The organism is Aeromicrobium sp. Leaf350, from assembly GCF_916858655.1.
Lineage (GTDB): Bacteria > Actinomycetota > Actinomycetes > Propionibacteriales > Nocardioidaceae > Aeromicrobium.
In genome coordinates, this window is the sequence record NZ_CAKASL010000003.1 from 41,218 (window position 1) to 64,468 (window position 23,251).

At 72.1% G+C, this 23,251-nt stretch carries 21 protein-coding genes; 19 read left to right on the forward strand and 2 right to left on the reverse strand.

What is annotated here, in order from left to right; genetic code table 11:
• The first annotated feature begins 98 nt into the window (after positions 1-98).
• From LO931_RS13845 to LO931_RS13860, 4 genes are all read left to right on the forward strand, one after another.
• The gene (locus tag LO931_RS13845; protein ID WP_229054340.1) at positions 99-1,472 is read left to right on the forward strand and encodes an FAD-dependent oxidoreductase; all 1,374 of its coding nucleotides are present in this window, start codon (positions 99-101) and stop codon (positions 1,470-1,472) included.
• 83 nt (positions 1,473-1,555) lie between these two features.
• Positions 1,556-1,963, forward strand: a complete 408-nt coding sequence (locus tag LO931_RS13850; protein WP_229054341.1) for a hypothetical protein — start codon at positions 1,556-1,558, stop codon at positions 1,961-1,963.
• Positions 1,960-2,724: a hypothetical protein gene (locus LO931_RS13855; RefSeq protein ID WP_229054342.1), complete on the forward strand. Its 765-nt coding sequence runs from the start codon at positions 1,960-1,962 to the stop codon at positions 2,722-2,724. The genes LO931_RS13850 and LO931_RS13855 overlap by 4 nt, the downstream gene beginning before the upstream one ends.
• Positions 2,721-4,166, forward strand: a complete 1,446-nt coding sequence (locus LO931_RS13860; protein WP_229054343.1) for a hypothetical protein — start codon at positions 2,721-2,723, stop codon at positions 4,164-4,166. The genes LO931_RS13855 and LO931_RS13860 overlap by 4 nt, the downstream gene beginning before the upstream one ends.
• 12 nt (positions 4,167-4,178) lie before the next feature.
• Here the strand turns inward: LO931_RS13860 and LO931_RS13865 are convergent, their stop codons facing one another.
• On the reverse strand, positions 4,179-4,547 hold the full coding sequence (locus LO931_RS13865) for a VOC family protein (RefSeq protein WP_229054344.1): 369 nt from the start codon (positions 4,545-4,547) through the stop codon (positions 4,179-4,181).
• 62 nt (positions 4,548-4,609) lie between these two features.
• On the opposite strand from LO931_RS13865, the gene LO931_RS13870 reads away from it, so the two are divergent.
• Positions 4,610-5,068 carry a MarR family winged helix-turn-helix transcriptional regulator gene (locus tag LO931_RS13870; RefSeq protein WP_229054345.1) on the forward strand — a complete coding sequence of 153 codons (459 nt, stop codon included), beginning with the start codon at positions 4,610-4,612 and terminating at the stop codon, positions 5,066-5,068.
• A 101-nt stretch (positions 5,069-5,169) separates the two neighbouring features.
• On the opposite strand, the gene LO931_RS13875 is transcribed toward LO931_RS13870, so the two are convergent.
• A complete protein-coding gene (locus tag LO931_RS13875) occupies positions 5,170-5,580 on the reverse strand; it encodes a hypothetical protein (protein WP_229054346.1) in 411 nt (136 codons plus the stop codon).
• A gap of 99 nt (positions 5,581-5,679) precedes the next feature.
• On the opposite strand from LO931_RS13875, the gene LO931_RS13880 reads away from it, so the two are divergent.
• The 14 genes from LO931_RS13880 to LO931_RS13945 all read left to right on the forward strand — a co-directional run bounded on the left by LO931_RS13880 (position 5,680) and on the right by LO931_RS13945 (position 23,098).
• Positions 5,680-6,537 carry a 3-hydroxybutyryl-CoA dehydrogenase gene (locus LO931_RS13880; RefSeq protein ID WP_304523524.1) on the forward strand — a complete coding sequence of 286 codons (858 nt, stop codon included), beginning with the start codon at positions 5,680-5,682 and terminating at the stop codon, positions 6,535-6,537.
• 566 nt (positions 6,538-7,103) lie between these two features.
• Positions 7,104-8,117 carry a phosphate ABC transporter permease subunit PstC gene (pstC, locus tag LO931_RS13885; RefSeq protein ID WP_229054348.1) on the forward strand — a complete coding sequence of 338 codons (1,014 nt, stop codon included), beginning with the start codon at positions 7,104-7,106 and terminating at the stop codon, positions 8,115-8,117.
• The gene (gene pstA, locus LO931_RS13890) at positions 8,117-9,373 is read left to right on the forward strand and encodes a phosphate ABC transporter permease PstA (protein ID WP_229054349.1); all 1,257 of its coding nucleotides are present in this window, start codon (positions 8,117-8,119) and stop codon (positions 9,371-9,373) included. The genes pstC and pstA overlap by 1 nt, the downstream gene beginning before the upstream one ends.
• Positions 9,370-10,977: a phosphate ABC transporter substrate-binding protein PstS gene (pstS, locus tag LO931_RS13895; RefSeq protein ID WP_229054350.1), complete on the forward strand. Its 1,608-nt coding sequence runs from the start codon at positions 9,370-9,372 to the stop codon at positions 10,975-10,977. Before pstA ends, pstS begins: the two co-directional genes overlap by 4 nt.
• Positions 10,971-13,643, forward strand: coding sequence for a hypothetical protein (locus LO931_RS13900; protein WP_229054351.1), 2,673 nt, complete (start codon positions 10,971-10,973; stop codon positions 13,641-13,643). The genes pstS and LO931_RS13900 overlap by 7 nt, the downstream gene beginning before the upstream one ends.
• A gap of 184 nt (positions 13,644-13,827) precedes the next feature.
• Positions 13,828-14,889, forward strand: coding sequence for a substrate-binding domain-containing protein (locus tag LO931_RS13905; protein WP_229054352.1), 1,062 nt, complete (start codon positions 13,828-13,830; stop codon positions 14,887-14,889).
• 37 nt (positions 14,890-14,926) lie between these two features.
• A complete protein-coding gene (locus tag LO931_RS13910; RefSeq protein WP_229054353.1) occupies positions 14,927-16,294 on the forward strand; it encodes a hypothetical protein in 1,368 nt (455 codons plus the stop codon).
• Between the two features lie 103 nt (positions 16,295-16,397).
• Positions 16,398-17,528, forward strand: a complete 1,131-nt coding sequence (locus LO931_RS13915) for a WxL protein peptidoglycan domain-containing protein (RefSeq protein WP_229054354.1) — start codon at positions 16,398-16,400, stop codon at positions 17,526-17,528.
• Entirely contained in the window at positions 17,525-18,262 is a 738-nt protein-coding gene (locus LO931_RS13920; RefSeq protein WP_229054355.1) for a hypothetical protein, read from the forward strand. The genes LO931_RS13915 and LO931_RS13920 overlap by 4 nt, the downstream gene beginning before the upstream one ends.
• Complete coding sequence (locus tag LO931_RS13925) at positions 18,259-19,251, forward strand: sortase domain-bontaining protein (RefSeq protein ID WP_229054356.1); 993 nt, start codon at positions 18,259-18,261, stop codon at positions 19,249-19,251. Before LO931_RS13920 ends, LO931_RS13925 begins: the two co-directional genes overlap by 4 nt.
• 257 nt (positions 19,252-19,508) lie before the next feature.
• A complete protein-coding gene (gene pstB, locus LO931_RS13930) occupies positions 19,509-20,282 on the forward strand; it encodes a phosphate ABC transporter ATP-binding protein PstB (protein WP_229055147.1) in 774 nt (257 codons plus the stop codon).
• Between the two features lie 3 nt (positions 20,283-20,285).
• Positions 20,286-21,866, forward strand: coding sequence for a protein kinase (locus LO931_RS13935; RefSeq protein WP_229054357.1), 1,581 nt, complete (start codon positions 20,286-20,288; stop codon positions 21,864-21,866).
• Complete coding sequence (locus LO931_RS13940) at positions 21,850-22,623, forward strand: lytic transglycosylase domain-containing protein (RefSeq protein ID WP_229054358.1); 774 nt, start codon at positions 21,850-21,852, stop codon at positions 22,621-22,623. The genes LO931_RS13935 and LO931_RS13940 overlap by 17 nt, the downstream gene beginning before the upstream one ends.
• A complete protein-coding gene (locus LO931_RS13945; protein ID WP_229054359.1) occupies positions 22,616-23,098 on the forward strand; it encodes a hypothetical protein in 483 nt (160 codons plus the stop codon). Before LO931_RS13940 ends, LO931_RS13945 begins: the two co-directional genes overlap by 8 nt.
• Positions 23,099-23,251: the final 153 nt, after the last annotated feature.

A 23,251-nucleotide genomic window follows, 5' to 3' on the forward strand; every position in this document is an offset into this window, starting at 1 on the left:
CGCCACGTCGCAGGCGGTCACATGGCGGACCGGATTTCCCGCGAGTTGCCAGGCCGCTTTAGGCTTGCCTTCGTCGTCGTCATCCCAGGAGTGCTCTCATGACCAGGAAGCTGCGCGTCGGCATCGTCGGTGCCGGCCCCGCCGGTGTCTACGCTGCTGACATCCTCACGAAGTCGGATTCGCCGGAAGGCTTCGACGGCGTCGCCGTCGACATCCTCGACCGTGACCCCACGCCGTTCGGCCTGATCCGCTACGGCGTCGCGCCGGACCACCCGCGGATCAAGGAGATCATCAAGGCGCTCAAGCGCGTCATGAGCAACCCCGACATCCGCTTCTTCGGCAACGTGAACTTCGGCGCCGACGTGAAGCTCGAGGAGCTTCAGCAGTTCTACGACGCGGTCGTCTTCGCGACCGGCGCCCGCCGTGACCGCGACCTCCAGATGCCGGGCATCGACCTCGAGGGCTCGTTCGGCGCTGCCGACTTCGTCTACTGGTACGACGGCCACCCCGACGCCCCGCGCGAGTGGGACTTCCAGCCGCACGCGGAGTCGATCGCCGTCCTCGGTGTCGGCAACGTGGGCCTCGACGTCGCGCGCGTGCTGGCCAAGACGGCCGACGAGCTGCTCGTGACCGAGATCCCCGACAACGTGTACGAGGGCCTGAAGAAGAACGTCGCCAAGGACGTCCACGTGTTCGCGCGTCGCGGCCCGGCGCAGGTCAAGTTCACGCCGATGGAGCTGCGCGAGCTGTCGCACTCGCCCACGATCGACGTCATCGTGCACCCCGAGGGCTTCGAGTTCGACGAGGGCTCGATGGACGCGATCCGCGCGGCCAAGAGCCAGAAGCTCGTCGTCGACGTGCTGCAGAACTACCTCGCGAAGGAGCCCTCGGGCGCCCCGCACCGCATCCACATCCACTTCTGCCAGAACCCGGTCGAGATCCTGGGCGAGGACGGTCAGGTCGTGGGTCTGCGCACCGAGATCACCGAGCTCGACGGCACGGGCAACGTCCGCGGCACCGGCGAGTTCAAGGACTGGCCCGTCCAGGCCGTCTACCGGGCGATCGGGTACTACTCCGACAACCTGCCCGGCCTGCCCTTCGACGCCAACGCGGGAGTCGTGCCGAACGACGGCGGCCACGTCATCGACATCGACGGCACGCCCATCCCCGGCGTCTACGCGACCGGCTGGATCAAGCGCGGCCCGGTCGGCCTGATCGGCCACACCAAGTCCGACGCGGCCGAGACGATCGGCATGCTGGTGGCCGACGCCCCGTCGCTCGCGCAGGCCGAGCAGCCCGAGCCCGCCGCCTTCGACAAGTACCTCGACGGCCGCGGCATCGAGTACACGACGTGGGAGGGCTGGGAGAAGCTCGACGCTCACGAGGTCGAGCTCGGCGCGAACGACACGCACGTGCGCGAGCGCAAGAAGGTCGTCGCGCGCGACGAGATGGTGGGCATCTCCCGCTCCTGATCGCTGGGGCGTGACATGGGGACCTCTCCCCATTTCCGCTCGAGGTGATGACGTCGGTCGTCCCCGGTCCTACCGTGAGAATCATGGTGATCGGGGGCGATCCGACCGAGGTGCGTGAGCACGCGCGCCGCGTGCGTGCCTGGGCCGACCAGGTCGACGGCGTCGCGGGCGAGGTGCTGCAGGCGGACTCCGTCGCCTGGGTGAGCGACGCGGCGTCGCGCTTCCGTGACGAGCTCGCGGCGCGTCAGGTCGAGGTCCAGGCGATCGCCGAGCGCTATCGCGAGGCGGCCGACCGGCTCGACGCGCTCGCTGCGGCGCTGGAGGAGCGCCAGCAGGTGCTGGCGGGTCTGCTCGCCGCCGCAGGGCGCACGTTCGAGGAGCTGGCCGGTGCCGTGAGCGACGGTGTCGGCGACGTCGTCGACGTGGCGCAGGGGTGGGCGAACGACCTGGCCGAGACCGGTCGTGACGTCCTGGACTGGGCGGGCCTGTGAGGAGCGGGCTCGACGAGTCGACCTGGGCGGCCGTCGTCGCGGAGACCGGGTTGGACGTCGCGTCGTCGCCGCTCCGCCCGCTCGGGGAGCACGCTGCACCCACCGCTGCACCGGCCACTGCACCGGAGTCGACGCTCGTCGAGGCCGCCGCGCTGGCGCTCGGCCGGGCCGACGTCGGCATCTCGCTGCTGGCCGGCACGAACCGCAGTGGCGTGATGGCGCAGCTCGGGGCCGACACGACGGTGCTCGGGGTCGCGCTGCGCGCGGTGCTCTCCGGCGTCGGTGGCGCCGAGGGCCCCGTGGCGGTGCCGGGAGTCGAGCTGGGAGCCGGCCGCGCGGGCGGGATGGTCGAGGAGGTCATGCGACTCGTGCCGCCGGGCGGGGAGGTCCGCGACCTGCCGGACGGGTCAGTGGGGCTCGAGCGGGAGGACGCGCTGGTCATGGCGCGCACCGCCGTCGCCGACGAGCCCGTGGCCGCCGCGGCCGCGCGCCGGGCGGGGCTCGACGAGGTCCCGGAGGTGATCCGTGCGATCGCCCGCGGGACGACGGCGAGCGTCACGCTGACGATCTCGACCAGCGCCGCGCGCCTCCACGCCGTGCGGCAGTGGCTGCTGACCGACGCGGGCTGGGTCAGCCTGACGATGCTGGGCCGTCGCGTGGTCCACGCGCCGCGCAGCCGTGACGAGCTCGCGGCGGAGCTGACGGCGCTGATGGCGGGGGCGTGGGACTCGGCCCTCGCGGCGAGAGGGCGGGTCTCGTGAGCGGCGAGCTGCAGGTCGGGGGCGGCGCCGGCGGGGTCGCGGCGAGCTACGAGGACATGCTCTCCCAGGCCGACGTGCTCGACCTGGCCGGCGACGACCTGCGTCAGGTCGGCACGAATCTCGCGGGGATGATCGGGGAGGGCGACCTCTGGCAGGCCTCCCTGCTCTGCCCGGGCGAGGTCGCGGCGGTGCAGGTGTCGATCGTGTCGGCCTCGAGCGGCCCCGACGGTGCGCTCTGGGCCGGCGGCGAGGTCGAGGTGACCGCTCGCTACCTCCGGGTCGCGGTCGACGTCTACCAGCTCGCCGACGCGACGCTGGCGGGTGCGGAGGAGGCGTTCTGGACCGCGGGCGGCTGGACGTTCGGCGCCGTGCTGCCGGTCGCCGCGGTCGGTGCTGCGGGAGTGCTCGTCACGAGCCCCGGCCTGCTGGCGATGCTGCTGCTCGCCGACAAGGACGACGCGCTGAACGAGGTGCAGAACCTGATCTACGACGACCCGTGGCTGCTGGAGGCGCTGACCCGCATGGCGCCGGGCGCCGTGCAGGGGACGTCGTTCACGCTGGCCGCGCTGCTCCCGGCCGGGCCGCTGATCCTGTCGGGCCTCACCGGGGGTCGCTGGCCCGCGGGCGACTACACGACCTCGGTCGCCGGACTCGCCGCGCTGCTGCGCCAGGCCGGGCACCTCCAGGACACCGGCAGCTTCTCGGTCAGCCCGGCCGACGACCCGCCGCAGGCGGTCTCGCTCGACGCCGACCACGCGGTGCAGACGATCTTCGAGCAGCAGGGTGCCCTCGGCACCCAGGACGGTCGCGTGCAGATCATCACGGTCGACGGCCCCGACGGGCCGTCCTACGTCGTGCAGGTACCGGGCACGCAGGACTGGTCGACGCAGCGCGGCGACAACCCGGTCGACCTCACGACCAACGTCGCCCTGATGGCGGGCGACGACACGGTCATGGCGGACCTGGTGGCCGACGCGATGCGCGAGGCCGGCATCCCGCCGGGCGCCCCGGTCATGCTGACCGGGCACAGCCAGGGCGGGATCACGGCGATGACGATGGCGGCCGACCCGGACCTGCGAGCCGAGTTCAACGTCACGAGCGTCGTGACCGGCGGTTCGCCGGTCGGCCGGATCGACGTGCCCGACGGCGTCACGGTGCTGTCGCTGGAGCACACGCAGGACGTCGTGCCGATGCTGGACGGCGCCGACAACCCGGACCGGCCGGAGTGGACCACGGTGCGGCGCGAGCTGAGCGACGCCGAGGGCTCGGTCGACGGCCAGCGCGGCCCGGCCGGTGCCCACTCGGTCCCGAACTACGCCTCGACGGGCGCGCTCGTCGACGGCTCCGACGACTCCTCGATCGAGCGGTGGCGCGAGGACAACCAGCAGTTCTTCGGCTCGGGGCAAGCGCAGCAGTACCAGATCGCCGCGCAGGCCGGCTGAGGCTGCGGCCGGTCAGGCGCGGTCGTGGAGCGTGATCCGGTAGCCGTCCGGGTCGGCGAAGGTGAAGGTGCGGCCGAAGGGTCCGTCGATCGGCTCGGCGACGATCGTGTGGCCGTCGGCTGCGAGCGCGTCGTGGATGTCCTGGACGTCGGTCGCGTGGAGCCAGATCGCCGCGCCGGTGCCGGGGTGGGGTGCGGCGTCGAGGTCGGTGCCCGGGACGACGTCGCGCAGGGCGAAGGCGATCGGCGTCGTCTCGAACACGACGGCGTGCGGCGGGCCCGCGGGTAAGCGGACGAGTCCCAGGTACTGCTCGTAGAACGCCTGCGAGGCGTCGAGGTCGCGCGCCTGGAGGGAGATGAAGTCGGGGCCGGTGACGGGCATGAAGTGCTCCTTGAGTCTGTGTCAGTTTACTGACACATACGAATGTATGTCAGACTACTGACATGAGTCAAGGTGAGTCCGGCATCCACCTGGAGACGTCGTTGGGGTACCTGCTGAAGGAGGCCTCGAGCGCGCTCCGGACCGCGATGGAGGACGTCCTGCGCCCGCTCGGGATGACGATCACGCACTACTCGTGCCTCGAGCTCCTGGCACAGCGCCCCGGACTCTCCAGCTCGGAGCTCGCCCGCGGGGCGTTCGTGACCCGGCAGTCGATGCACGTGCTGCTGCAGCACCTCGAGCGCGAGGGGCAGGTCGCCCGCCCCAGCGAGGCGCCGGTCGGCAAGGTGCTCCCGGCGCGCCTGACGCCCCGGGGCCGGCGTGCCCTGGCGAAGGCCAGCGCGGCGGTGCGATCGGTCGAGGTGAGGATGCTCGCCGGCATGAGCGACGCCGAGCAGGCGGCCGCCTTCCGCGCGCTCCAGAGCATGGTGCGCTCCCTCCGCGACGACCCCGCCACCCCCTAGCCCCGGCGCGGTTTCCCACGAGACCGTCGGAATCCCGCATCGAGCGCACGAAACTTCGTGCGCTCGACGCGGGAATCGAGCGGTCTCGTGGGAAACCGGGGTCAGGGGAGGGCGCGCAGGACGCGCACGTGGCACTCGTTCGGATCACCCTGGGCCGTGACGCCCGCGATCTGCACCGGCGTCGACTCGCCGGCCTGCACGTTCTCGACCGCCGCCCGGTTCGCCGGGCGCTCCTGCCCGTCGGCAGGACCGACGTAGACGTCCACGGTGTACGACGCGGGAGCGTCGGTGTCGTTCGAGATCGTCCCGGTCGCGGTCCACAGACCGTCGGCCCCGGCCACGCAGCTGAACCCCGAGAGCGCCTCGGGCGCGGGCGCCGCGGTGGCCGCCGCACTCGGGGTGCTCGACGCGTCGGAACCACCCGAGCCCGACGACCCGGAGCACGCGCCCAGGGCCAGCACGCCCGCCAGCACCACCGTCAGGGCCGGCACGGAGAGCACGGGTCGACGCATGGGTCCATCCCATCACGGCGCACGCGCGATCCGGGGTGTGCCGCGGGGTGTCGCCCGCCCGTGAGAACATGAGGTAAACCTCAGAATCAGGGAGTGAGCATGACGATCGAGCGCGTGGGTGTGATCGGTGGCGGGCTGATGGGCTCGGGGATCGTGGAGGTCAACGCTCGCGCGGGGATCGACGTCGTGCTGGTCGAGGTCTCGGCCGAGGCCTCGAAGGCGGCGCAGGAGCGCGTAACCTCGTCGCTGGAGCGCGCGCTGGGTCGAGGCAAGATCTCGCAGGAGGACTTCGACGCGACGGTCGAGCGCATCACCTTCACCGACGACCTCGAGCGCCTGGCCGACCGCCACCTCGTGATCGAGGCGGCCAGCGAGCGCGAGGACATCAAGCTCGACCTGTTCCGCCGCCTCGGCCAGATCGTGACCGACGAGTCCGCGATCCTCGCCTCCAACACGTCCTCCATCCCGATCGTGAAGCTCGGCGCCGTCTCGGGCCGCGCCGACCGCGTGATGGGCGTGCACTTCTTCAACCCGGCGCCGGTCATGAAGCTCGTCGAGCTCATCCCGTCGCTGACCTCCAGCCCCGAGACGCTCGACCGCATGCGCGGCTACGTCACCGACGGCCTGGGCAAGGACCCGATCGAGGCCACCGACCGCGCCGGCTTCGTCGTCAACAGCCTGCTCGTGCCGTACCTGCTCTCGGCGATCCGCATGTACGAGGCGGGCTACGCCTCCGCGGCCGACATCGACCAGGGCATGGTCCTGGGCTGCGGCCACCCGATGGGTCCGCTGGCCCTGTCGGACCTGATCGGCCTCGACACGATCCGCGCGATCGGCCAGTCGATGTACCAGGAGTTCAAGGAGCCGCTCTACTCGCCGCCGCCGCTGCTCGACCGCATGGTCGACGCCGGCCTGCTCGGCAAGAAGTCCGGCCACGGGTTCTACCCGTACGGCTGAACCCACCCCGGCGTCCGACGGCGTCCGACGGCCCACGCCGTCGGACGCCGTCGTCGTCTCCGGCACGGACCTTCGGCCTCGGGCCACCGGTCCGAACCGACGGTGCCGAGGTGCTACCGATGCCTCACCCGACGACCCGCGACCGGGCCATGAGGGACCATCCGAAAGAACCATTTCTGCCTGCGATGCCCGGAAATTTCTCGCGCCGAGGATGAACGGTGGTTCACCTGGCGGAAGCCTGGTCGTCGAGTCGACGAACGCCGGTCCTCCCCGTGATTCCAGCAGGTCGAGCGGTGGCCTGGCCGACTCGGCGCTCCCCGTGGATCGGGCTGGCCAAGGAGCCTAGAGCCCGGCCCCCGCCCCGGGAACCGCTCCACGGATTGCTTCACCGAGCGTTCACCGACCAGGCGCTCGGCAGACGCCACGCGACGCCTGCTCGTCGGTTGTTCCGTCCCAGGGGCGTTCCTACTGTGAGCGCGGGTCACGACACGGAGGCGGCGGGCGCAAGCGCGTCTGCAGGTCCTCGTGCCCTCCCCGACACCGTCCGCCCCTGATCGAAGAGCACCATGCCCACTGAAGTGATCGAGCACCGCGAGGCTGCCTCGGCGACTCCGCGCAAGCTCTCCACCGTCCGTGGCCGGCAGGACGTGCTGTTCCGCGCAGCGGCGCGCAGCGGCGGCACGACGGTGCTCCTGATCATGACGCTGGTCGGCGTCTTCCTGTTCGTGCGCGGCTTCGACGCGATCACCGACGCCGGCACCGCCTTCATCACGACCGAGGCCTGGTCGCCCAACGAGGGCAACTTCGGCATCGCCGCGGTCCTGTTCGGCACCGTCACGATCGCGACGATCGCGATCGTCCTCGCCGTCCCGCTGTCGATCGGCACGGCGCTCTACATCTCGGAGTTCGCGCCCCGCGGCCTCAAGCGCTCGCTCATCACGATCGTCGACCTGATGGCGGCCGTGCCCAGCGTGGTCTACGGCCTCTGGGGCTTCCTGTGGCTGACCGACGCGATCCTGCCGATCGCGGAGTGGATCTCGACCCACTTCGGCTGGATCCCGATCTTCGACGTCGACGGCTTCGAGCCGGGCGACCCGCTGTCGACCACGACGGTCTTCACCGCCTCGGCCTTCATCGCCGGCATCGTCGTCGGCCTGATGGTCACGCCGATCGCCTCCTCGATCATGCGGGAGGCGTTCAGCCAGGCGCCGGTCGGTGAGCGCGAGGGTGCGCTGGCGCTCGGCGCGACGCGCTGGGGCATGGTCACGTCGGTCGTGCTGCCGTTCGGTCGCGGCGGCATCATCGGCGGCACGATGCTGGGCCTGGGCCGGGCCCTCGGCGAGACGATCGCGGTGTACCTGGTGATCTCGCCGGTCTTCGTGATCCAGCCGAACATCCTGCAGACGGGCACCAACTCGATCTCGTCGCTCGTCGCACTCCGCTTCAACGAGGCGAGCGAGTTCGAGCTCTCCGCGCTGATGGCCGCCGGCCTGGCGCTGTTCCTGATGACCCTGGTCATCAACTTCGGCGCGTCGATGGTGATCGCCCGGTCGCGCTCCGGCGCCGAGAGCGAGGGATGATGACCGAGCTCCTGGAGCGTCCGGACGAGCCGACGCTGTTCAGCACGCACCTGCCCGGCCGCGACGGCGAGGCGCCGGGTGCGACCAAGCCCCCGCAGACGCGGCGCAACCTCTCCACGCTGCACCGCGACGACGTCATCCGCCTGCTCGGTGCGCTGGCCGCCGGCATCTGCACCGCTGCCTGGCTGTTCACGCAGGTCATGCCGCTGCGCGGCGCGGTCGGCTTCGTCGCGATCTCGTTCGTCCTGTTCCTGCTCTACTACGTCGTGCTGGTCGCGATGGACGACGGCGGCCCGGCGATGAAGGACAAGGTCGCGAGCGTCTTCGCCCATGCGATCGCGATGCTGCTGTTCGCCGCGCTGGCGTGCGTCATCATCTTCACCTTCGCCCGCGCCTTCGACGCCCTGGTGAACCTGAACTTCTGGACGACCGACCTGTCGGCCGCGGGCCCCATCGACCCGCTCGACAAGGGCGGCATCCTGCACGCGATGGTCGGCACGCTCATCATGATCACGATCGCCCTGGCGATCTCGATCCCGCTGGGCGTCCTCACGGCGGTGTTCCTCAGCGAGGTGCCCGGTCCGTTCGCCCGTCTCGTGCGGACCGTGGTCGAGGCCATGACCGCGCTGCCGTCGATCGTGGCCGGCCTGTTCATCTACGCGACCTGGATCGTGGCGTTCGGCATGGGCCAGTCGGGCTTCGCGGCCAGCCTGGCGATGACGATCATGATGCTGCCGATCATCATCCGCGCGGCCGACGTCGTGCTGCGCCTCGTGCCCGGCAACCTCAAGGAGGCCGCCCTCGCGATGGGGGCGAGCCAGTGGCGCACGGTCTGGCACGTCGTGCTGCCGACGACGCGGTCCGGCCTGACGACCGCGATCATCCTCGGCACCGCCCGTGGCATCGGCGAGACCAGCCCGGTGCTGCTGACCGCCGGCTACACGACCTACATGAACCACAACCCGTTCGAGGGACCGATGGTCTCGCTGCCGCTGGCGACCTTCAACCTGGTTCGGAGCCCCGAGCCCAACCAGGTCGCGCGCGGGTTCGGCGCCGCCGCGGTGCTGATGCTGCTGGTGCTGTTCCTGTTCGTCGTCGCCCGCGTCATCGGCGGCCGCGGCCCGGGCCAGCTCTCGCCCCGCCAGGCCGCTCGCCGTCAGCGCCAGTCGCGCAGCGACGTCATCCGCTTCGCGGCGCGCGAGGGCCACGTGCTCCTCGACCCGCGGGCCCACCGCTCGACCAGGAGACGACGATGACCCGCCACTCGACCACCCGTCAGGTCGCGGCGGCACTGGGCATCGTCCTGGTGCTCGTCGGCGTGATCCAGGGGGCGACGGTCCGTCCGGCCGAGGCCGCCGCGGCACACGCCCCGATCTCGGGCGCCGGCTCCACGTGGTCGTCGAACGCGCTCGACCAGTGGATCCGCAACGTCTTCTCGAACTACCAGTGGAAGATCAGCTTCGGCGCCAACGGGTCCTCCGCCGGACGCCAGGAGTTCGCCAACGGGACCAAGGACTTCGCCGTCTCGGAGATCCCCTACGACCTGGCCGGCAGCGACGCGGCCGACCCACGACCCTCGCGTCCGCTGGCCTACATGCCGATCGTCGCCGGCGGCACGGCCTTCATGTACAACCTGCAGATCGGCGGTCGTCGGGTCACGAACCTGCGGCTCTCGGGCGAGGTCGTGGCGAAGATCTTCGCGAACCAGATCACGGTCTGGAACGACCCGGCGATCGCGGCCGACAACCCGGGGCTCAAGCTGCCCGCGATCCCGATCGTGCCGGTCGTCCGCTCCGACGGATCGGGCACGACCGCCCAGTTCACGACCTGGATGCGCCAGCAGCACCCGAACGTGTGGAACAAGTTCTGCCAGGACGCCGGGCGCGGCTCGAGCTGCGGCATCACCTCGAACTTCCCGATCGTCGCCGGCTCGCGCGCGATCGGCCAGAGCGGCTCGAACTCGGTGGCGGGCTACGTCGCCAACCCCCAGCGCGTCGGCTCGATCACCTACGTCGAGTACTCCTACGCCCTCAACGCCCGCTACCCGGTCGCGAAGGTGCTGAACGCCGGCGGGTACTACACCGAGCCGACCGCCTCGAACGTCGCCGTGGCGCTCCTGGGCTCGCGCATCAACGAGGACCCGAGCTCGCGCGACTACCTGACCCAGAACCTCACGGGCGTGTACAACTCGGCCGATCCGCGCACCTACCCGCTGTCGTCGTACTCGTACATGATCGTGCCGACCACGGCCGACTACGGCTTCTCGGCCGGCAAGGGACGCACCCTGGCCGACTTCGCGTCGTACTTCCTGTGCGAGGGCCAGCAGCAGGCCGAGACGCTGGGCTACTCCCCGCTGCCGATCAACCTGGTGCAGGCCGGGCAGGCGCAGATGCTGAAGATCCCGGGCGGTGACCCGCAGGTCAAGGGCATCAACCAGTGCAACAACCCGACGTTCAGCCCGGACGGCTCCAACCGCCTGGCGAACACCGCACCGATGCCGGCCGACTGCGACAAGGTCGGTCCGGTCCAGTGCACCAAGGGCACGGGGGGTGCGCAGGACACCGAGACGGCGACGTCGAACGGTGCCGCCGGCGGCGACGACGCCGCGGCGGGTGGTCCGGGCGGTGCTGCCGGACCGGGCGGCGAGGCCGCCGCCGGTGACGGCTCGACCATCGGTGCCGACGGCGAGGTGCAGCTCGCCTATGCCGAGCCGCAGTCGCTGCCCGCGAAAGGCCTCGGCATCCCGCTGACGGTCCTGATGGTCACGATCGGCCTGGCCCTGCTGGTCTTCGCGATGGTGCCGCCGCTAGCGGGAACCCGTCGGCGGGCCCGCCGCTCGGGGGTGCCTCCGCCGTGGTGATCACCGATCGTGAGCTGGGCTGGACGGGCCGCCTCGGCACCGTCGTGGCCGCGCTGTCGGCCCTCGGCCTCGTGGCGATGATGATCGCCGCTGCGCCGGGGGCGGACGCCGCGGGCGAGAGCGGCAGCGCCATCACGATCAGCTGGAACGGCGACACGAGTGACGCCGCGGCCCTCCAGCCGCAGCGTGATCCCGCGAGCATCCACTTCAGCGACTTCGACGACGTCAAGGTCACGGTCTCCAAGACCGAGAACCTGACCGACGAGGTCGTCGGCGTCACGGTCACGGGCATGCCGGGGCCGACGCGCCAGCTCAACCTCGGCACCGGCCCGGTCACGGTCGGCGCCAACTTCGTCCAGGCGATGCAGTGCTGGGGTGACCCGGCGTCCGCCGAGTTCTACGAGAACTGCCAGTTCGGGGCCGCGGGCTACGCCGCCTCCCCGCAGCAGGCCTCGACCTTCACGCAGCTCGGGCCGGCCGGGTCGCCCGTGACCCGCGGCGGCACCGAGGTCGACGTCCCGTTCCGCTCCGCCGACGGCACCGCGTACTCCTCCCTGCCGATCGGCCTGGGGCAGGCGCCGGCCGGCGTGACCCGCGTCGACCAGCTCTTCGCCCCGACGACCTCGAACGAGCAGCTCGGTCTCGTCGGCAACGACGGCACGACGAGCTTCGGCTTCGAGACGCAGTCGGCGGCCACCGCTCCGCACCTCGGCTGCGGCGGCGCGCCCGACCCCACGAGGGCCTGCTACCTCGTGATCGTGCCCCGCGGCGAGCACGCCAGCGTCGAGCGGCCGAACTGCCAGCTGCCCGGCCTCGGGATCCCGGAGGAGCAGGTCGCCCAGCTCGGCTCGCCGGTCAACCCGGCCTGCGACTACTGGGCCAACCGGATCGTCGTGCCGCTGGACTTCCAGCCCGTGCGGAGCGCGTGCGCGGCCGGCAGCCAGGAGGTCCGCCTGGTCGGCACCGAGCTCGCGGCATCCGCGATGTCGTCGTGGCAGCGCCAGCTCTGCTCGACGGCCGGCACGGCCTTCACCCTCAACACGGTCGCCGACGCCACGGCTCGCGACCAGCTCGTCGCGGGTCAGTCGACCTTCGTCATGACGAACCGTCCGGTCACCGCCGAAGGACTCGACGAGGAGGGCGCCCAGCAGCTGCGCGACGCCGCGCTCGTCTACGCGCCGACAACGGTCTCGGCCGTCTCGATCGCCTTCATCGCGTCGAAGGAACGGCAGGTCGTGACCGACATCAGGCTGAGCCCCCGCCTGATCGCCAAGATGCTGACGCAGTCCTACGGTGCCCTCGGTGGCGGGGCCTTCTACCGCAACATCGACCCCGTGCCGGGCTGGAACACCAACCCGCTGTACCTGAGCCGTGACCCGGAGTTCACGGCCCTCAACCCGAACGTCCCGGCCAACATGGACCAGGGCCAGCTCATCGTCACGGGTCCGTCCGGATCGGACGCGATCAGCCAGGTCTGGGCGTACCTGCAGGCCGACGACGCCGCGCGGGCCTTCCTGGCCGGGGAGCCCGACAACGTGCTGCCCGGCGACGAGGGCAACTCCGGCATGCGGATCAACCCGTACTTCCTGCCCCAGGGATCGGCCAACGCCCAGGTCCCGACGATGCGGGAGAACACGAGCCCGGACCGGCTCTCCACGAGCCTCGACCCCGTGCCGGGCGCGTTCACGAAGGTCGGCCTCGTCAAGCCCGACGGGACGCCGATGTGCCTGTGCGACACGCCCCTCGACACGATCGGCAAGTCCGACGACACCAAGATGCCGCGCGTCATCCAGCTGCAGCTCAACCAGACGCTGCGCTACGACTCGTTGCAGGCCTGGCCGTACGCCGAGAACTACCACCAGGCCGCGTCGCTGGTCTTCCGCGCCGATACCGGGTCCAAGACCGAGTGGGACGGGTCCTACTTCAACGGGCCCAACGTGACCCCGGGCCGCTACCGGGCGAACGGCCTCAGCTTCCCGTGGGACACCTACCTGAATGGCCTCATCGACTCGCCGACCGCCCTGCACTACCAGCTCAACCAGGCCCAGCTGCAGCTGCCGAACAAGCGGGGCGTCTTCGCGAGTCCCGACGCGAGCGGCATGACCCAGGCCGTCGCCGCCGCCGTCGCGACCGGCACGCCGGGCGTCTCGGTCGTCGACCCGGCCAAGGTCGGTGCGGGCGCCTACCCGCTGACCCTGATCACGTACTCGGCGGTCAACCTGAAGGCCAGCACGCCCGAGCTCCGCGCCTCGTACGCCAACTTCCTGGAGTACGTGGCCACGAGCGGCCAGGTGTCCGGGACGGGCGTCGGCGAGCTCCCGCCCGGCTACCTGCCGCTCGACGCCGCGGCGATCGAGCGCACCAAGGCCATCGCCCAGACCGTGCGCACGTACGTGCCTCCGCCGGTCGCCGGCGAGGACGACCTGGAGAGCTTCGTCGACGACGGCAGCTTCGACGAGTCCTTCGGGGACGTCGCGGACGTCCCCGTCCTCGCCGATCCGGGAACGGCGCCGGAGACGGTCATGGCGCTGACGGACGTCGAGGCCGGCGGGAAGACCGAGAACGTCGGCAACCCGGTCGCGCTGGCCCTCGGGTTCACGCTCCTGCTCGGTCTGACGGGCTCCCTCGGGTCGCCCGTCCTCATGCGACGGAGGGCCGTGCTGTGAGCGGTCGACGTCGCCCTTCCCTCGCGGGAACCCCCGATCTCGTCGTCGGTCTCGGGCCCGACAACGACGACACCCGTGCTCGGCTGATCAGTGGAATGAATCAGTGGCCGAGCACGGGCGTCAACCGCTCGCCCGCCGGGCGAGTTCGTGAAGTCATCAGTGTAACGAGTGAGGTCACCACACCATGAAGCTCCTTCGTCCGGCGGTGCTGCTCGGCACCATCGGAGCCCTCTGCGCCACCCTCGCGCTCGCCGCGGGTCCGGCCTCGGCCGACCCGAGCACGCCGACCGACTACCGGCAGCTCGTCGGTACCGGCAGCGACACGACCCAGGGCGTCCTGAACAGCTACGGGAACACCCTGCGTGACGGTTCCCTGAACCGGGTCATCGCGTCGTACGACGCGACCGGCTCGGCCACGATCAAGGCCTCCGCCTCGGGTCCGACGTTCAACCGTCCCAACGGCTCGACCAACGGCGTCAAGGCGCTGACGGCCTCGATCAACCCCACCAACACCTACCTCTGGGGCGGCGTCAACATCGCCGGCCAGCTCGACTTCGCGCGCTCGTCGAGCGCCCCGTCGTCCAGCGCCCCCGGCACCCAGCTGACCTACATCCCGTTCGCACGGGACGCCGTCTCCTTCGCCTACGCCGACCTCGGCAACCAGTCGATCCCGTCCAACCTGACCACGGCGCAGATCGCCGCGATCTACAAGGGCGAGGTCACGTCGTTCACCGCCGCCTCGGGCGCGACGCACCCCTACAAGCCGATCCTGCCCCAGGCGGGATCGGGCACGCGCACCTTCTTCCTGTCCTCCATCGGTGTCACCGAGGCCCAGCTGATCCCGGGCCTGCCGACGCTGCAGGAGAACGACGGCAGCCAGATCGACGCCGTCGGCGAGATCGTGCCGTTCTCGGTCGCGGCCTGGATCGCCCAGGACAACGCCGTCGTCCCCAACACGATCGACGCGCACTCGGTCACGCTCGGCTCGGTCGGTGGCATCTCGCCGCTCACGCCGCAGTTCAAGCTGAACCCGAGCTTCACGATGACCCGTCTGGTCTTCAACGTCGTCGAGACCGCTCGCCTGACCGCGAACGGTCCGAAGGACACGCTCCTGCGTGACTTCTTCGTCGGCACCGACTCCGAGATCTGCGCCGTGCCCGCCGTCCTCTCGCTCTACGGCTTCGGCGCGATCGGCAACCTCTGCGGCAACACCACCACCTACAAGAGCGGTTACGTCGCGCCCTGAGGCCCGACGTCCACACTCCACCGAAGGAACCCAGAACATGTCCAAGCGACTTCCTCGCATCGTCGCCGCCCTGAGCATCGCGCTCCTCGGCAGCGTCCTCGCCGTCGGAACCCCGGCCCAGGCCGACACGTCCGACCCCAACCGCCTCGGCGACCTGATCCTCGACAAGACCAGCGGCACGTCCCTCACGGTCGAGTCGCAGCAGTGGACCACCGTCGACACCGCCGCCGGGGCCATCTGCCCCGCCGGCTTCCGCCAGCGCTCGGGCCTGACCGCCACGAACACGGCGGGTGTCGTCCAGCAGGTCGGCGCGCGTGCCCGTGCGACCGACACGCTGGCCGCCGGTGCCACGCTGGGTCTCAGCGCCACCGACACCAAGATCCACCGCACGGCCGAGTACGCCTGGTCGCCGGGCTGGCAGTTCACCGTCGCCGACGCCACGCAGCTCCCGGCCGGTGTCTGGGAGATCAAGCACACGTGCCAGGCCACGGACACCTACGCGCCCGCGACCGACAAGTACTACTCGGTCTGGATCCAGATCAACGCGGACCGCTCGTGGGCCAAGATCGCCAACGTCGGCCCCGTCGCCCCGGCCAAGACCACGCCGACCGTCGCGTTCAGCGGCAGCACGGCCAACGCCGACGGCAGCGTGACCCTCACGGCGACCGTCAAGAAGGCTGACGGCTCCACGGCCACCGACGCGACCGGCCAGGTCGCGTTCCAGGGCACCGCCGCCGGTGTCCCGACCGTGAGCCAGAACGTCACGCCCACTAACGGCGTGGCGACCTGGACCACGGGCGTCCTGTCCGCGGGCAAGCAGTACACGTTCACGGCCGGCTTCGTCGGGGGCAGCGACCCGCTGTACAACGACTCGACCGCGAACGCCTCGACGACGGTCACGACCGTCGCCCAGCCGGTCACGCCGCAGACGGGCGAGACCGACATCACCGTCACGATCCCGGCCTCGCCGGGTGGCCTGACGCTGACGACGACGCCCGGCACGGTCGCGCTGAGCACCCCGCTGCTCGAGGGCACCGACTGGGTCGCCACGGGCGACCTGGGCCAGGTCACGGTCGCCGACTACCGGTCGAACCGTGTGGGCTGGAACCTCAACGGCAAGGTGACGAACTTCGTCCAGACCGAGGACTCCAGCAAGACGATCGCCAAGTCGAACCTCGGCTGGGCGCCGCAGCTCGTCGGTGCCACCGGCACCAACGCGGGCACCGCCGGCAACCCGGTCCTGGCCGGCACCGGCCTGACCGACGCCGGCAGCACGCTGGCCTCGGCGGCTCCCGGTGTCGCGGGGACCGAGACCAAGGTCAAGGCCGGCCTGACGCTGAAGGCTCCGTCGTCCTCGACGGCCGCCGGTGCGTACAAGGCGACCCTGACGCTGACGCTCATCTGATCGACCGCTCCACCGCACCACCACTGGGGGCCGGGTCCGGCACGCAGCTCGTGCCGGGCCCGGCGCCCGCCCCCGTTCCACCCCCCCTGTCCAGGAGACCCCGATGTCGCACCTCCGCCCGTTCCGCCTGATCGCGGCGCTCGGCCTCGCCCTGATCGTCTCGGCGACCGTCGCCACCGCTGCGCCCGTCTCCCGTGAGGGCGAGGCCCCGGTCGCGGAGTGGAGCATCCAGCCGTCGACCTCCGCCGGCCCCGACGGACGGCCGCGCTACGAGTACGCCGTCGCCCCGGGCACGACCATCAGCGACTGGGTCTCGATCAGCAACTACTCCGACCAGGAGCTGACCTTCCGGGTCCACGCCGCCGACGCGATGACCGAGTACGACACCGGCAACTTCACCCTGATCGACGCCGACCAGGCCTCGACGGACCTGGGTGCCTGGACGAGCGTCGACTCCGGTGCCGCCCTGTGCGCCGACACCGACGACCAGGCCGAGCGCGACTGCGCCCTGACGCTCGGCGTCATGGTGACGATCCCGGCCGGGCAGCGCGCGGACCTGCCCTTCACGATCACGATCCCGGCTGACGCGACGCCGGGCGACCACGGCGCGGGCATCGTCGCGTCGCTCGAGTCGAGCAGCGACGAGCAGACCTCGCAGGTCAACCTCGCCCAGCGCGTCGGCAGCCGCATCTACGTGCGCGTCGACGGCGAGCTGAACCCCGGCGTCACGGTGAAGGGCGACGTCGCGAGCTACGACGGGCGCGTCAACCCGACCGTCGCGGGCTCCACCGAGGTCGGCTTCGACGTGGAGAACACCGGCAACACCCGGGTCTCGGTCGAGTCGACCGTCACGGTCTCCGGACCCTTCGGGCTGAAGCTCGGGACCTTGAACCCCGACCCGGTCTCCAACCTGCTGCCGGGCGAGACGGCCCACGTCGTCGTCGACGTGCCCGACACCTGGCCCACGTTCCTGCAGTTCGCGAGCATCGAGGTCACTCCCGTGGCCGCGGACGGCCTCGAGAGCGACCCGCTCCCCGAGGCGACCTCGGCCAGCGCGATCGCCTGGGCCGTGCCGTGGCCCGTCGTCCTGGTGCTGCTCGCAGGAGGGGGCTTCGTCGTGTGGCGCCGCATCCGTCGTCGTCGCGACGACGAGCTGATGGCGGCCGAGCTGACGGCGTACGCCGACCAGGTCCGCGCCGCCGCGCTCGCCGGTCAGACCGGGGAGCAGCGATGACCGCGCGTCGCAGCAGCGGGGTGGTCGCCGTCCTCCTCGCGGTCGCCGTCGCGGCGGGCCTCACGGTCTCGCCCGCACTGGCGCAGAACGGCGACACCGACGTCTCCGTCACGATCCCGCCGGCGCCGACGTCGTCGCCGACCACGCCGCCACTGCCCGCCGCGCCCGTCGTGCCGACGCCGCCGGGCGGGTCTGACACCGGTGGCGGCTTCAGCGGCGGCTCGGGCTCCGGCAGCGGCTCGGCCGCCGTGCCGGACGCTCCCGTGGCCCCCGAGCCCGCCTCGGGCGAGCCCGCGATCGGCAGCAAGCCCGGTCGGGGCGACACGCTCGTCCTCGACCGCGACTTCGTGATGCCCGGCGAGACCGTCGTCGCGCGGGCGACCGGCCTGACCGCGGGCGAGATGGCGCAGATGGTCCTCTTCTCCGACCCCGTGCTGCTCAGCAACGAGGCGGTCGACGCCGAGGGCTCCTACCGGGCCGAGATCGTGATCCCGGAGGACACCGAGCCCGGGCGCCACACCCTGCAGCTCACCGGCTGGTCGAGCAGCAAGATCTTCGTCGGCGTCCTCGTCGTCGGTGATCCGGCGTCCGACGAGGACGAGGCCGGGGGCGGGTTCCCGCTCTGGATCTGGTGGATCGTCGCCGCGCTGCTGATCCTCGGTCTCGCCGGGATCGGCATCCGTGCCGCGATCTCGGTCCGCCGCAACGCCCTGCCGACGGGAGCGCACCCGTGACGCTGATCGACGACCCGCGGTCCGACGCGCCCACGCAGGCCGTCCCGCCGGCGGCGCCCGGAACGGTGCCGCCGGTCATGCCGCCGATCCCGCCGCGCCTGCGCGGACGACGTCCCGGTCGCCCGCCGGTGACCCGCGCCCCACGGGCCGGTCGCTGGTGGGGCGGCGCCGCGCTGCTGTCGCTGTCGCTCCTGCTGCTGGGCTTCATCACCCACGTCACGGTCTTCAGCTCGATCCAGCACGACCGAGCCCAGTCGCTGCAGTACCAGGAGCTCCGCTCGAGCCTGGCCAAGGCCGAGACGCCGGTGGGCCAGCTCGACCTCGACAAGAAGCTCGTCGGGGCCGGGACCCCCGTGGCGCTGCTGCAGATCCCGCGGCTCGGCATCGAGGAGGTCGTGGGCGAGGGGACGACCTCCGACCTGCTGCGGTCCGGTCCCGGCCACCAGCGCTCCAGCGTCATGCCGGGCCAGAACGGCACGGCGGTCATCCTGGGTCGACAGACGACCTACGGCGCCCCCTTCGCCGACCTCGAGCGGCTCGTCCCGGGCGACACGATCACCGTGGTCACGGGCCAGGGCACGCACACCTTCACGGTCTCCGGCCTCCGGCGAGACGGCGACGACAAGCTGCCGATCCCCGGCGACGGCGAGGGGCGGCTCGAGCTCGTCACGGCCGACGGCCTGCCCCTGTTCCCCAGCGGCGCCCTGCACGTCGACGCCGAGCTGACCTCCCCGACGGTCGACACCCCGACCCGCGTGATGTCGGTCGAGGCGCTCCCGCCCGAGGAGCGCGCGATGGGTCACGACGGCTCTGCCTGGTTCACGGCCTTCTTCGCCGGCACGTTCCTGCTGGCGGCGATCGCCGGCATGGCCGCGCTGTGGCTGCGGTGGCGGCGTGGTCCGGCCTGGATCATCGGCGTCCCGGTCGTGGTCGCCCTCGCCGCCGTGACGGCCGACTCCGTCATGAACGCCCTGCCGAATCTCCTGTGATGTCCTCCCTCCGACCGACCGAGGTACCCATGTCCGTCCCGAACTCCGTCCCGGCCCCCCAGCCCCTGGACTCCCTCTTCCCCGCTCCGGCGCAGGGCCAGCACGCCTCGGGCGTCCACGCTCCGCCGCCGGCCGCCGCGGTGGCCTCGGGTCCGCCGACCGCGGGTTCATTCGCCGCGGCCGACGCCGTCGGGACCACCGCGGTCGACCCGTTCGTCCCGCCGCCGGCGGCCGGCGTCCCGCAGCCGCAGGCGCCGCTGTCGAGCCTCGTCGCCCAGGACATCTCCGCCTGGTTCGGCACCCACCAGGTGCTCGACCGGGTCTCGCTCGAGATGGCGGCCGGTGAGGTCACCGCCCTGATCGGTCCCTCAGGCTGCGGCAAGTCGACCTTCCTGCGCATCCTCAACCGCATGCACGAGCTCGTCCCGTCGGCCGGGCTGGCCGGCGAGGTCCGGCTCGACGGCGACGACATCTACGAGCGCAGCCGCAAGCTGGTCGACGCCCGCAAGGACATCGGCATGGTCTTCCAGAAGCCGAACCCGTTCCCGGCGATGAGCATCTACGACAACGTCGTCGCGGGGCTCAAGCTCACCGGCGTGAAGGCCAGCAAGGAGTCGAAGGACGAGCTCGTCCAGCGCTGCCTGACGAGCGCAGGCCTGTGGAACGAGGTGAAGGACCGCCTGCGCTCGCCCGGCGGGGGCCTGTCGGGCGGCCAGCAGCAGCGTCTCTGCATCGCGCGCTCGCTGGCGGTCCGTCCGCGCGTCCTGCTGATGGACGAGCCGTGCTCCGCGCTCGACCCGACGTCGACCCGCGTGATCGAGGAGACCATCAAGGAGCTCCGCCAGGAGGTCACGATCGTCATCGTCACCCACAACATGCAGCAGGCTGCGCGCGTCTCGCAGCGCTGCGCGTTCTTCCTGGCGAGCCAGGGCACGCCCGGCGTGATCGTCGAGCACGGCGACACCGACGCGATGTTCGGCGAGCCGCGCGACCAGCGCACGCACGACTACGTGAACGGGCGGTTCGGCTGAGTCATGTCCACCGACGGCTGGTCCGGGCCCCTGCTCGGAGAGCGCTTCGAGGTTGGCGAGCTGCTGGGGGTGGGCGGCTCGGCGGCCGTGTTCGTCGCGCTCGACCGCCTCACGGGCGAGCGGGTCGCGGTCAAGATCGGCCACGCCCACGTGGGGGCGGAGCTGCGCTCGGACGTCGCCCGGGAGGCCGAGGTCGCCGAGCGTCTCGACCACCCGAACGTCGCCCGTGTGCACGCGCACGGATGGCACGACAGCGCGGGCCTGGTCCAGCCGTGGCTCGCGATGGACCTGGTGCCGGGGCCCAGCCTGGCCGCGTGGGTCGCGGAGCACGGAGCGCTGTCGCCGCGCGCGGCGGCGACCGCGATCGCGCAGGTGCTCGACGCCCTCGGAGCGGCGCACGCGATCGGGCTCGTGCACCGCGACGTCGCACCCGACAACGTGCTGCTCGACGCCGAGGGTCGCCTGCGCCTCGTGGACTTCGGCCTGGCGTCCGCCTTCGGTGCCGCCGGGATCCACGCGGGCTCGGGCAAGGTCGTCGGGCACGTGCACTACATGTCGCCCGAGCAGGCCCGTGGTCAGCCGGCCGGTCCGGCCGGCGACCTGTACCAGGCGGGGGCACTGCTGCACTTCCTGCTGACGGGGGAGCCGCCCTTCGTGCGCGACCGGGTCGAGGACGTGCTGCGGGCTCACGTGGAGGCACCCGTTCCGGTCCCGTCGGCCCGCGACCCGCGCAACCGGCCCCTGGACACGGTCGTGGCGACGGCGCTGGCCAAGTCGCCCGAACGCCGCTTCGCCTCGGCCGTCGCGATGCGTGACGCCGTCGCCCGCCTCCTCGGTGCCGACGACGTTCCCGCGGACGCTGCGGCCACGCAGGCGGTCGCGGCGGCGGGGCGCACGACGACCGTCGCCGCGTGGACCCCGGCGGCGAACGCGACGGCGGCGGGCCCGACGTACGACGAGGACTTCCGCGAGAGCCGGTTCGGCGGCATCGGCTGGCTCCTCGGAGCGGCGCTCGTGCTGATCGTGGCCATGGTGTGGGGCCTGGCGGGGGGAGACTCCACGACGGCGCTCGCCACCAGCACGCCCACGCCGTCCGCCACCCCGACCCCGGAGCCCGTGGTGACGACCCCCGTCGCGGCGGTCGACGAACCGGTCGACGACTCGGTCGCGGTGCCGGTGCTGGTCGGCTCGCTCCCCGAGATCGAGTCCCGGCTGCGAGCTGCCGGGCTGACGGTCGGCGCCGTCCGTCGCGTGTCGTCGCCGGAGGTGTCGGGGACCGTGCTGGGCGGGTCGTCCGCCTCCGGCACCAGGGTCCCGCCGGGCTCGGCGGTCGACCTCGACGTCGCGTCCGGGTCGAACGTGGTCCCGAGCGTGGCCGGGACGTCGGTCGGCGAGGCGCGCGCGCTGCTCGAGGCGGCAGGCTTCGTCCCTGTCGTGGTCGAGTCGACGAGCGCCAGCGTCACGGGGACGTCCGTCGTCGGCACGCAGCCGGGGAGTGGCACCGTGCTGAGGCTCGGGGTCAGTGTCACGGTCGAGGTCGTCGGGCCTCCGGCGCAGGAGGTGCCGGATGCACCCGCCGCTTGAGGTCCGGCCCGTCAGCCGGCTCGCGTCCGTGGCTTCCGTGGTCAGTGGGCTCGCCGCCCTCGCGCTGCTCGCGGTGACGGTCGTGGTGGCGGTCCAGCTGCTCCGGGTCGAGGCGGTGGCGACGGGAGACGTCCCGGTCGTGTCGTCCGCCGACGTCGTCACCACCACGGGGGCGTCGACGGCCTCGGGCCCGGTGCGCGGCATCGATCCCGCGTGGCTCGCGAGCACGGCCGCGGCGACCGGCATCCCGCCCCGGGCGCTCGCCGCCTACGCGTCGGCCTCGCTCGTCGCGGCCGACGAGTCGCCGCAGTGTGGCCTCGGCTGGAACACCGTGGCCGCGATCGGGGCGATCGAGACCGGGCACGGCACCCACGGCGACAGTGCGATCGACCCCGACGGCTGGGCCCGTCCCGCGATTCTCGGACCCCGTCTCGACGGCCAGGGCTTCGCCGCCATCAGGGACACGGACGGCGGCCTGCTCGACGGCGACACCACGTGGGACCGCGCCGTCGGGCCGTTGCAGTTCATCCCCTCGACCTGGGCGCGGTGGGGCGCCGACGGCAACGGCGACGGCGTCGCCGACCCGCACCAGATCGACGACGCCGCTCTCGCGGCCGTGCGGTACCTGTGCCACGGCGGGTCGACGACGACGCCGGCCGAGTGGCGACGGGCCGTGTTCAGCTACAACCACTCCGACGCCTACGTCGACCAGGTCGCCGCGCGGGCGAACACGTACGCGGGAGCCGTCGGTGGCTGACGTGCGGCACGTCGCGCCCTCGCAGTGCCGTGTCGAGCTCCTCGACACGGTCGAGGACCTGCGTGGTGCGGCGCGCGGCCGGCTGCGGCAGCGGGTGCTCTCGATGACGCCGGAGGACCTGGGGGCGCCAGCCGTGGCCCTGGCACCGGCCCTGCGCTCGCGACCGGGGGCGGCGACCTGGGCGGTCGTCGAGCCGAACGGCGTGGCGCGGGCGATCCGGGCCCGCAACTTCTCCGGCCGTCGGGCGATCCGCGACGACCTTCGCGAGATCGTGCGGCGCCGCGACGAGCTCCGCGTCGTCGACGTGGCCGACGAGGACGGCCGAGCGTGGTGGATCGCGCTCGACAGCCGCGTGGTGCTCGTCGCCGGACGGGTGTTCCGTCCGCGTCGTCTGCTGGAGGTGCAGCGCGACGGCCGGCTCGCGCTTCGGGCGTTCTCCCGGCTCCCGGCGGACCCCCTCGGCGGCGGTGGATGACGCCGCGCACCAGACTTCGTCGTCCCGGTGGGGCCGAATTCGGTCCGGGCCACGTGACCCGGACCGTGTCAGGGGACCGGCATCGCGCCGCGCCGTGGTCGACGAGGGTGAGGGCGGTGGGCAGCGGGGAGCTCCACCGTCCTCACAGCAGCT

What these genes read in the sequence shown, in the direction of transcription:
- pstS (WP_229054350.1), top strand. Translation starts at nt 9,370, where the DNA reads ATGACCCGCCACTCGACCACCCGTCAGGTCGCGGCGGCACTGGGCATC.
- LO931_RS13915 (WP_229054354.1), top strand. Translation starts at nt 16,398, where the DNA reads ATGTCGCACCTCCGCCCGTTCCGCCTGATCGCGGCGCTCGGCCTCGCC.
- LO931_RS13940 (WP_229054358.1), top strand. Translation starts at nt 21,850, where the DNA reads ATGCACCCGCCGCTTGAGGTCCGGCCCGTCAGCCGGCTCGCGTCCGTG.
- LO931_RS13850 (WP_229054341.1), top strand. Translation starts at nt 1,556, where the DNA reads ATGGTGATCGGGGGCGATCCGACCGAGGTGCGTGAGCACGCGCGCCGC.
- LO931_RS13880 (WP_304523524.1), top strand. Translation starts at nt 5,680, where the DNA reads ATGACGATCGAGCGCGTGGGTGTGATCGGTGGCGGGCTGATGGGCTCG.
- pstC (WP_229054348.1), top strand. Translation starts at nt 7,104, where the DNA reads ATGCCCACTGAAGTGATCGAGCACCGCGAGGCTGCCTCGGCGACTCCG.
- LO931_RS13875 (WP_229054346.1), bottom strand. Translation starts at nt 5,580, where the DNA reads ATGCGTCGACCCGTGCTCTCCGTGCCGGCCCTGACGGTGGTGCTGGCG.
- LO931_RS13905 (WP_229054352.1), top strand. Translation starts at nt 13,828, where the DNA reads ATGAAGCTCCTTCGTCCGGCGGTGCTGCTCGGCACCATCGGAGCCCTC.
- LO931_RS13870 (WP_229054345.1), top strand. Translation starts at nt 4,610, where the DNA reads ATGAGTCAAGGTGAGTCCGGCATCCACCTGGAGACGTCGTTGGGGTAC.
- LO931_RS13920 (WP_229054355.1), top strand. Translation starts at nt 17,525, where the DNA reads ATGACCGCGCGTCGCAGCAGCGGGGTGGTCGCCGTCCTCCTCGCGGTC.
- LO931_RS13865 (WP_229054344.1), bottom strand. Translation starts at nt 4,547, where the DNA reads ATGCCCGTCACCGGCCCCGACTTCATCTCCCTCCAGGCGCGCGACCTC.
- pstA (WP_229054349.1), top strand. Translation starts at nt 8,117, where the DNA reads ATGACCGAGCTCCTGGAGCGTCCGGACGAGCCGACGCTGTTCAGCACG.
- LO931_RS13910 (WP_229054353.1), top strand. Translation starts at nt 14,927, where the DNA reads ATGTCCAAGCGACTTCCTCGCATCGTCGCCGCCCTGAGCATCGCGCTC.
- LO931_RS13845 (WP_229054340.1), top strand. Translation starts at nt 99, where the DNA reads ATGACCAGGAAGCTGCGCGTCGGCATCGTCGGTGCCGGCCCCGCCGGT.
- LO931_RS13935 (WP_229054357.1), top strand. Translation starts at nt 20,286, where the DNA reads ATGTCCACCGACGGCTGGTCCGGGCCCCTGCTCGGAGAGCGCTTCGAG.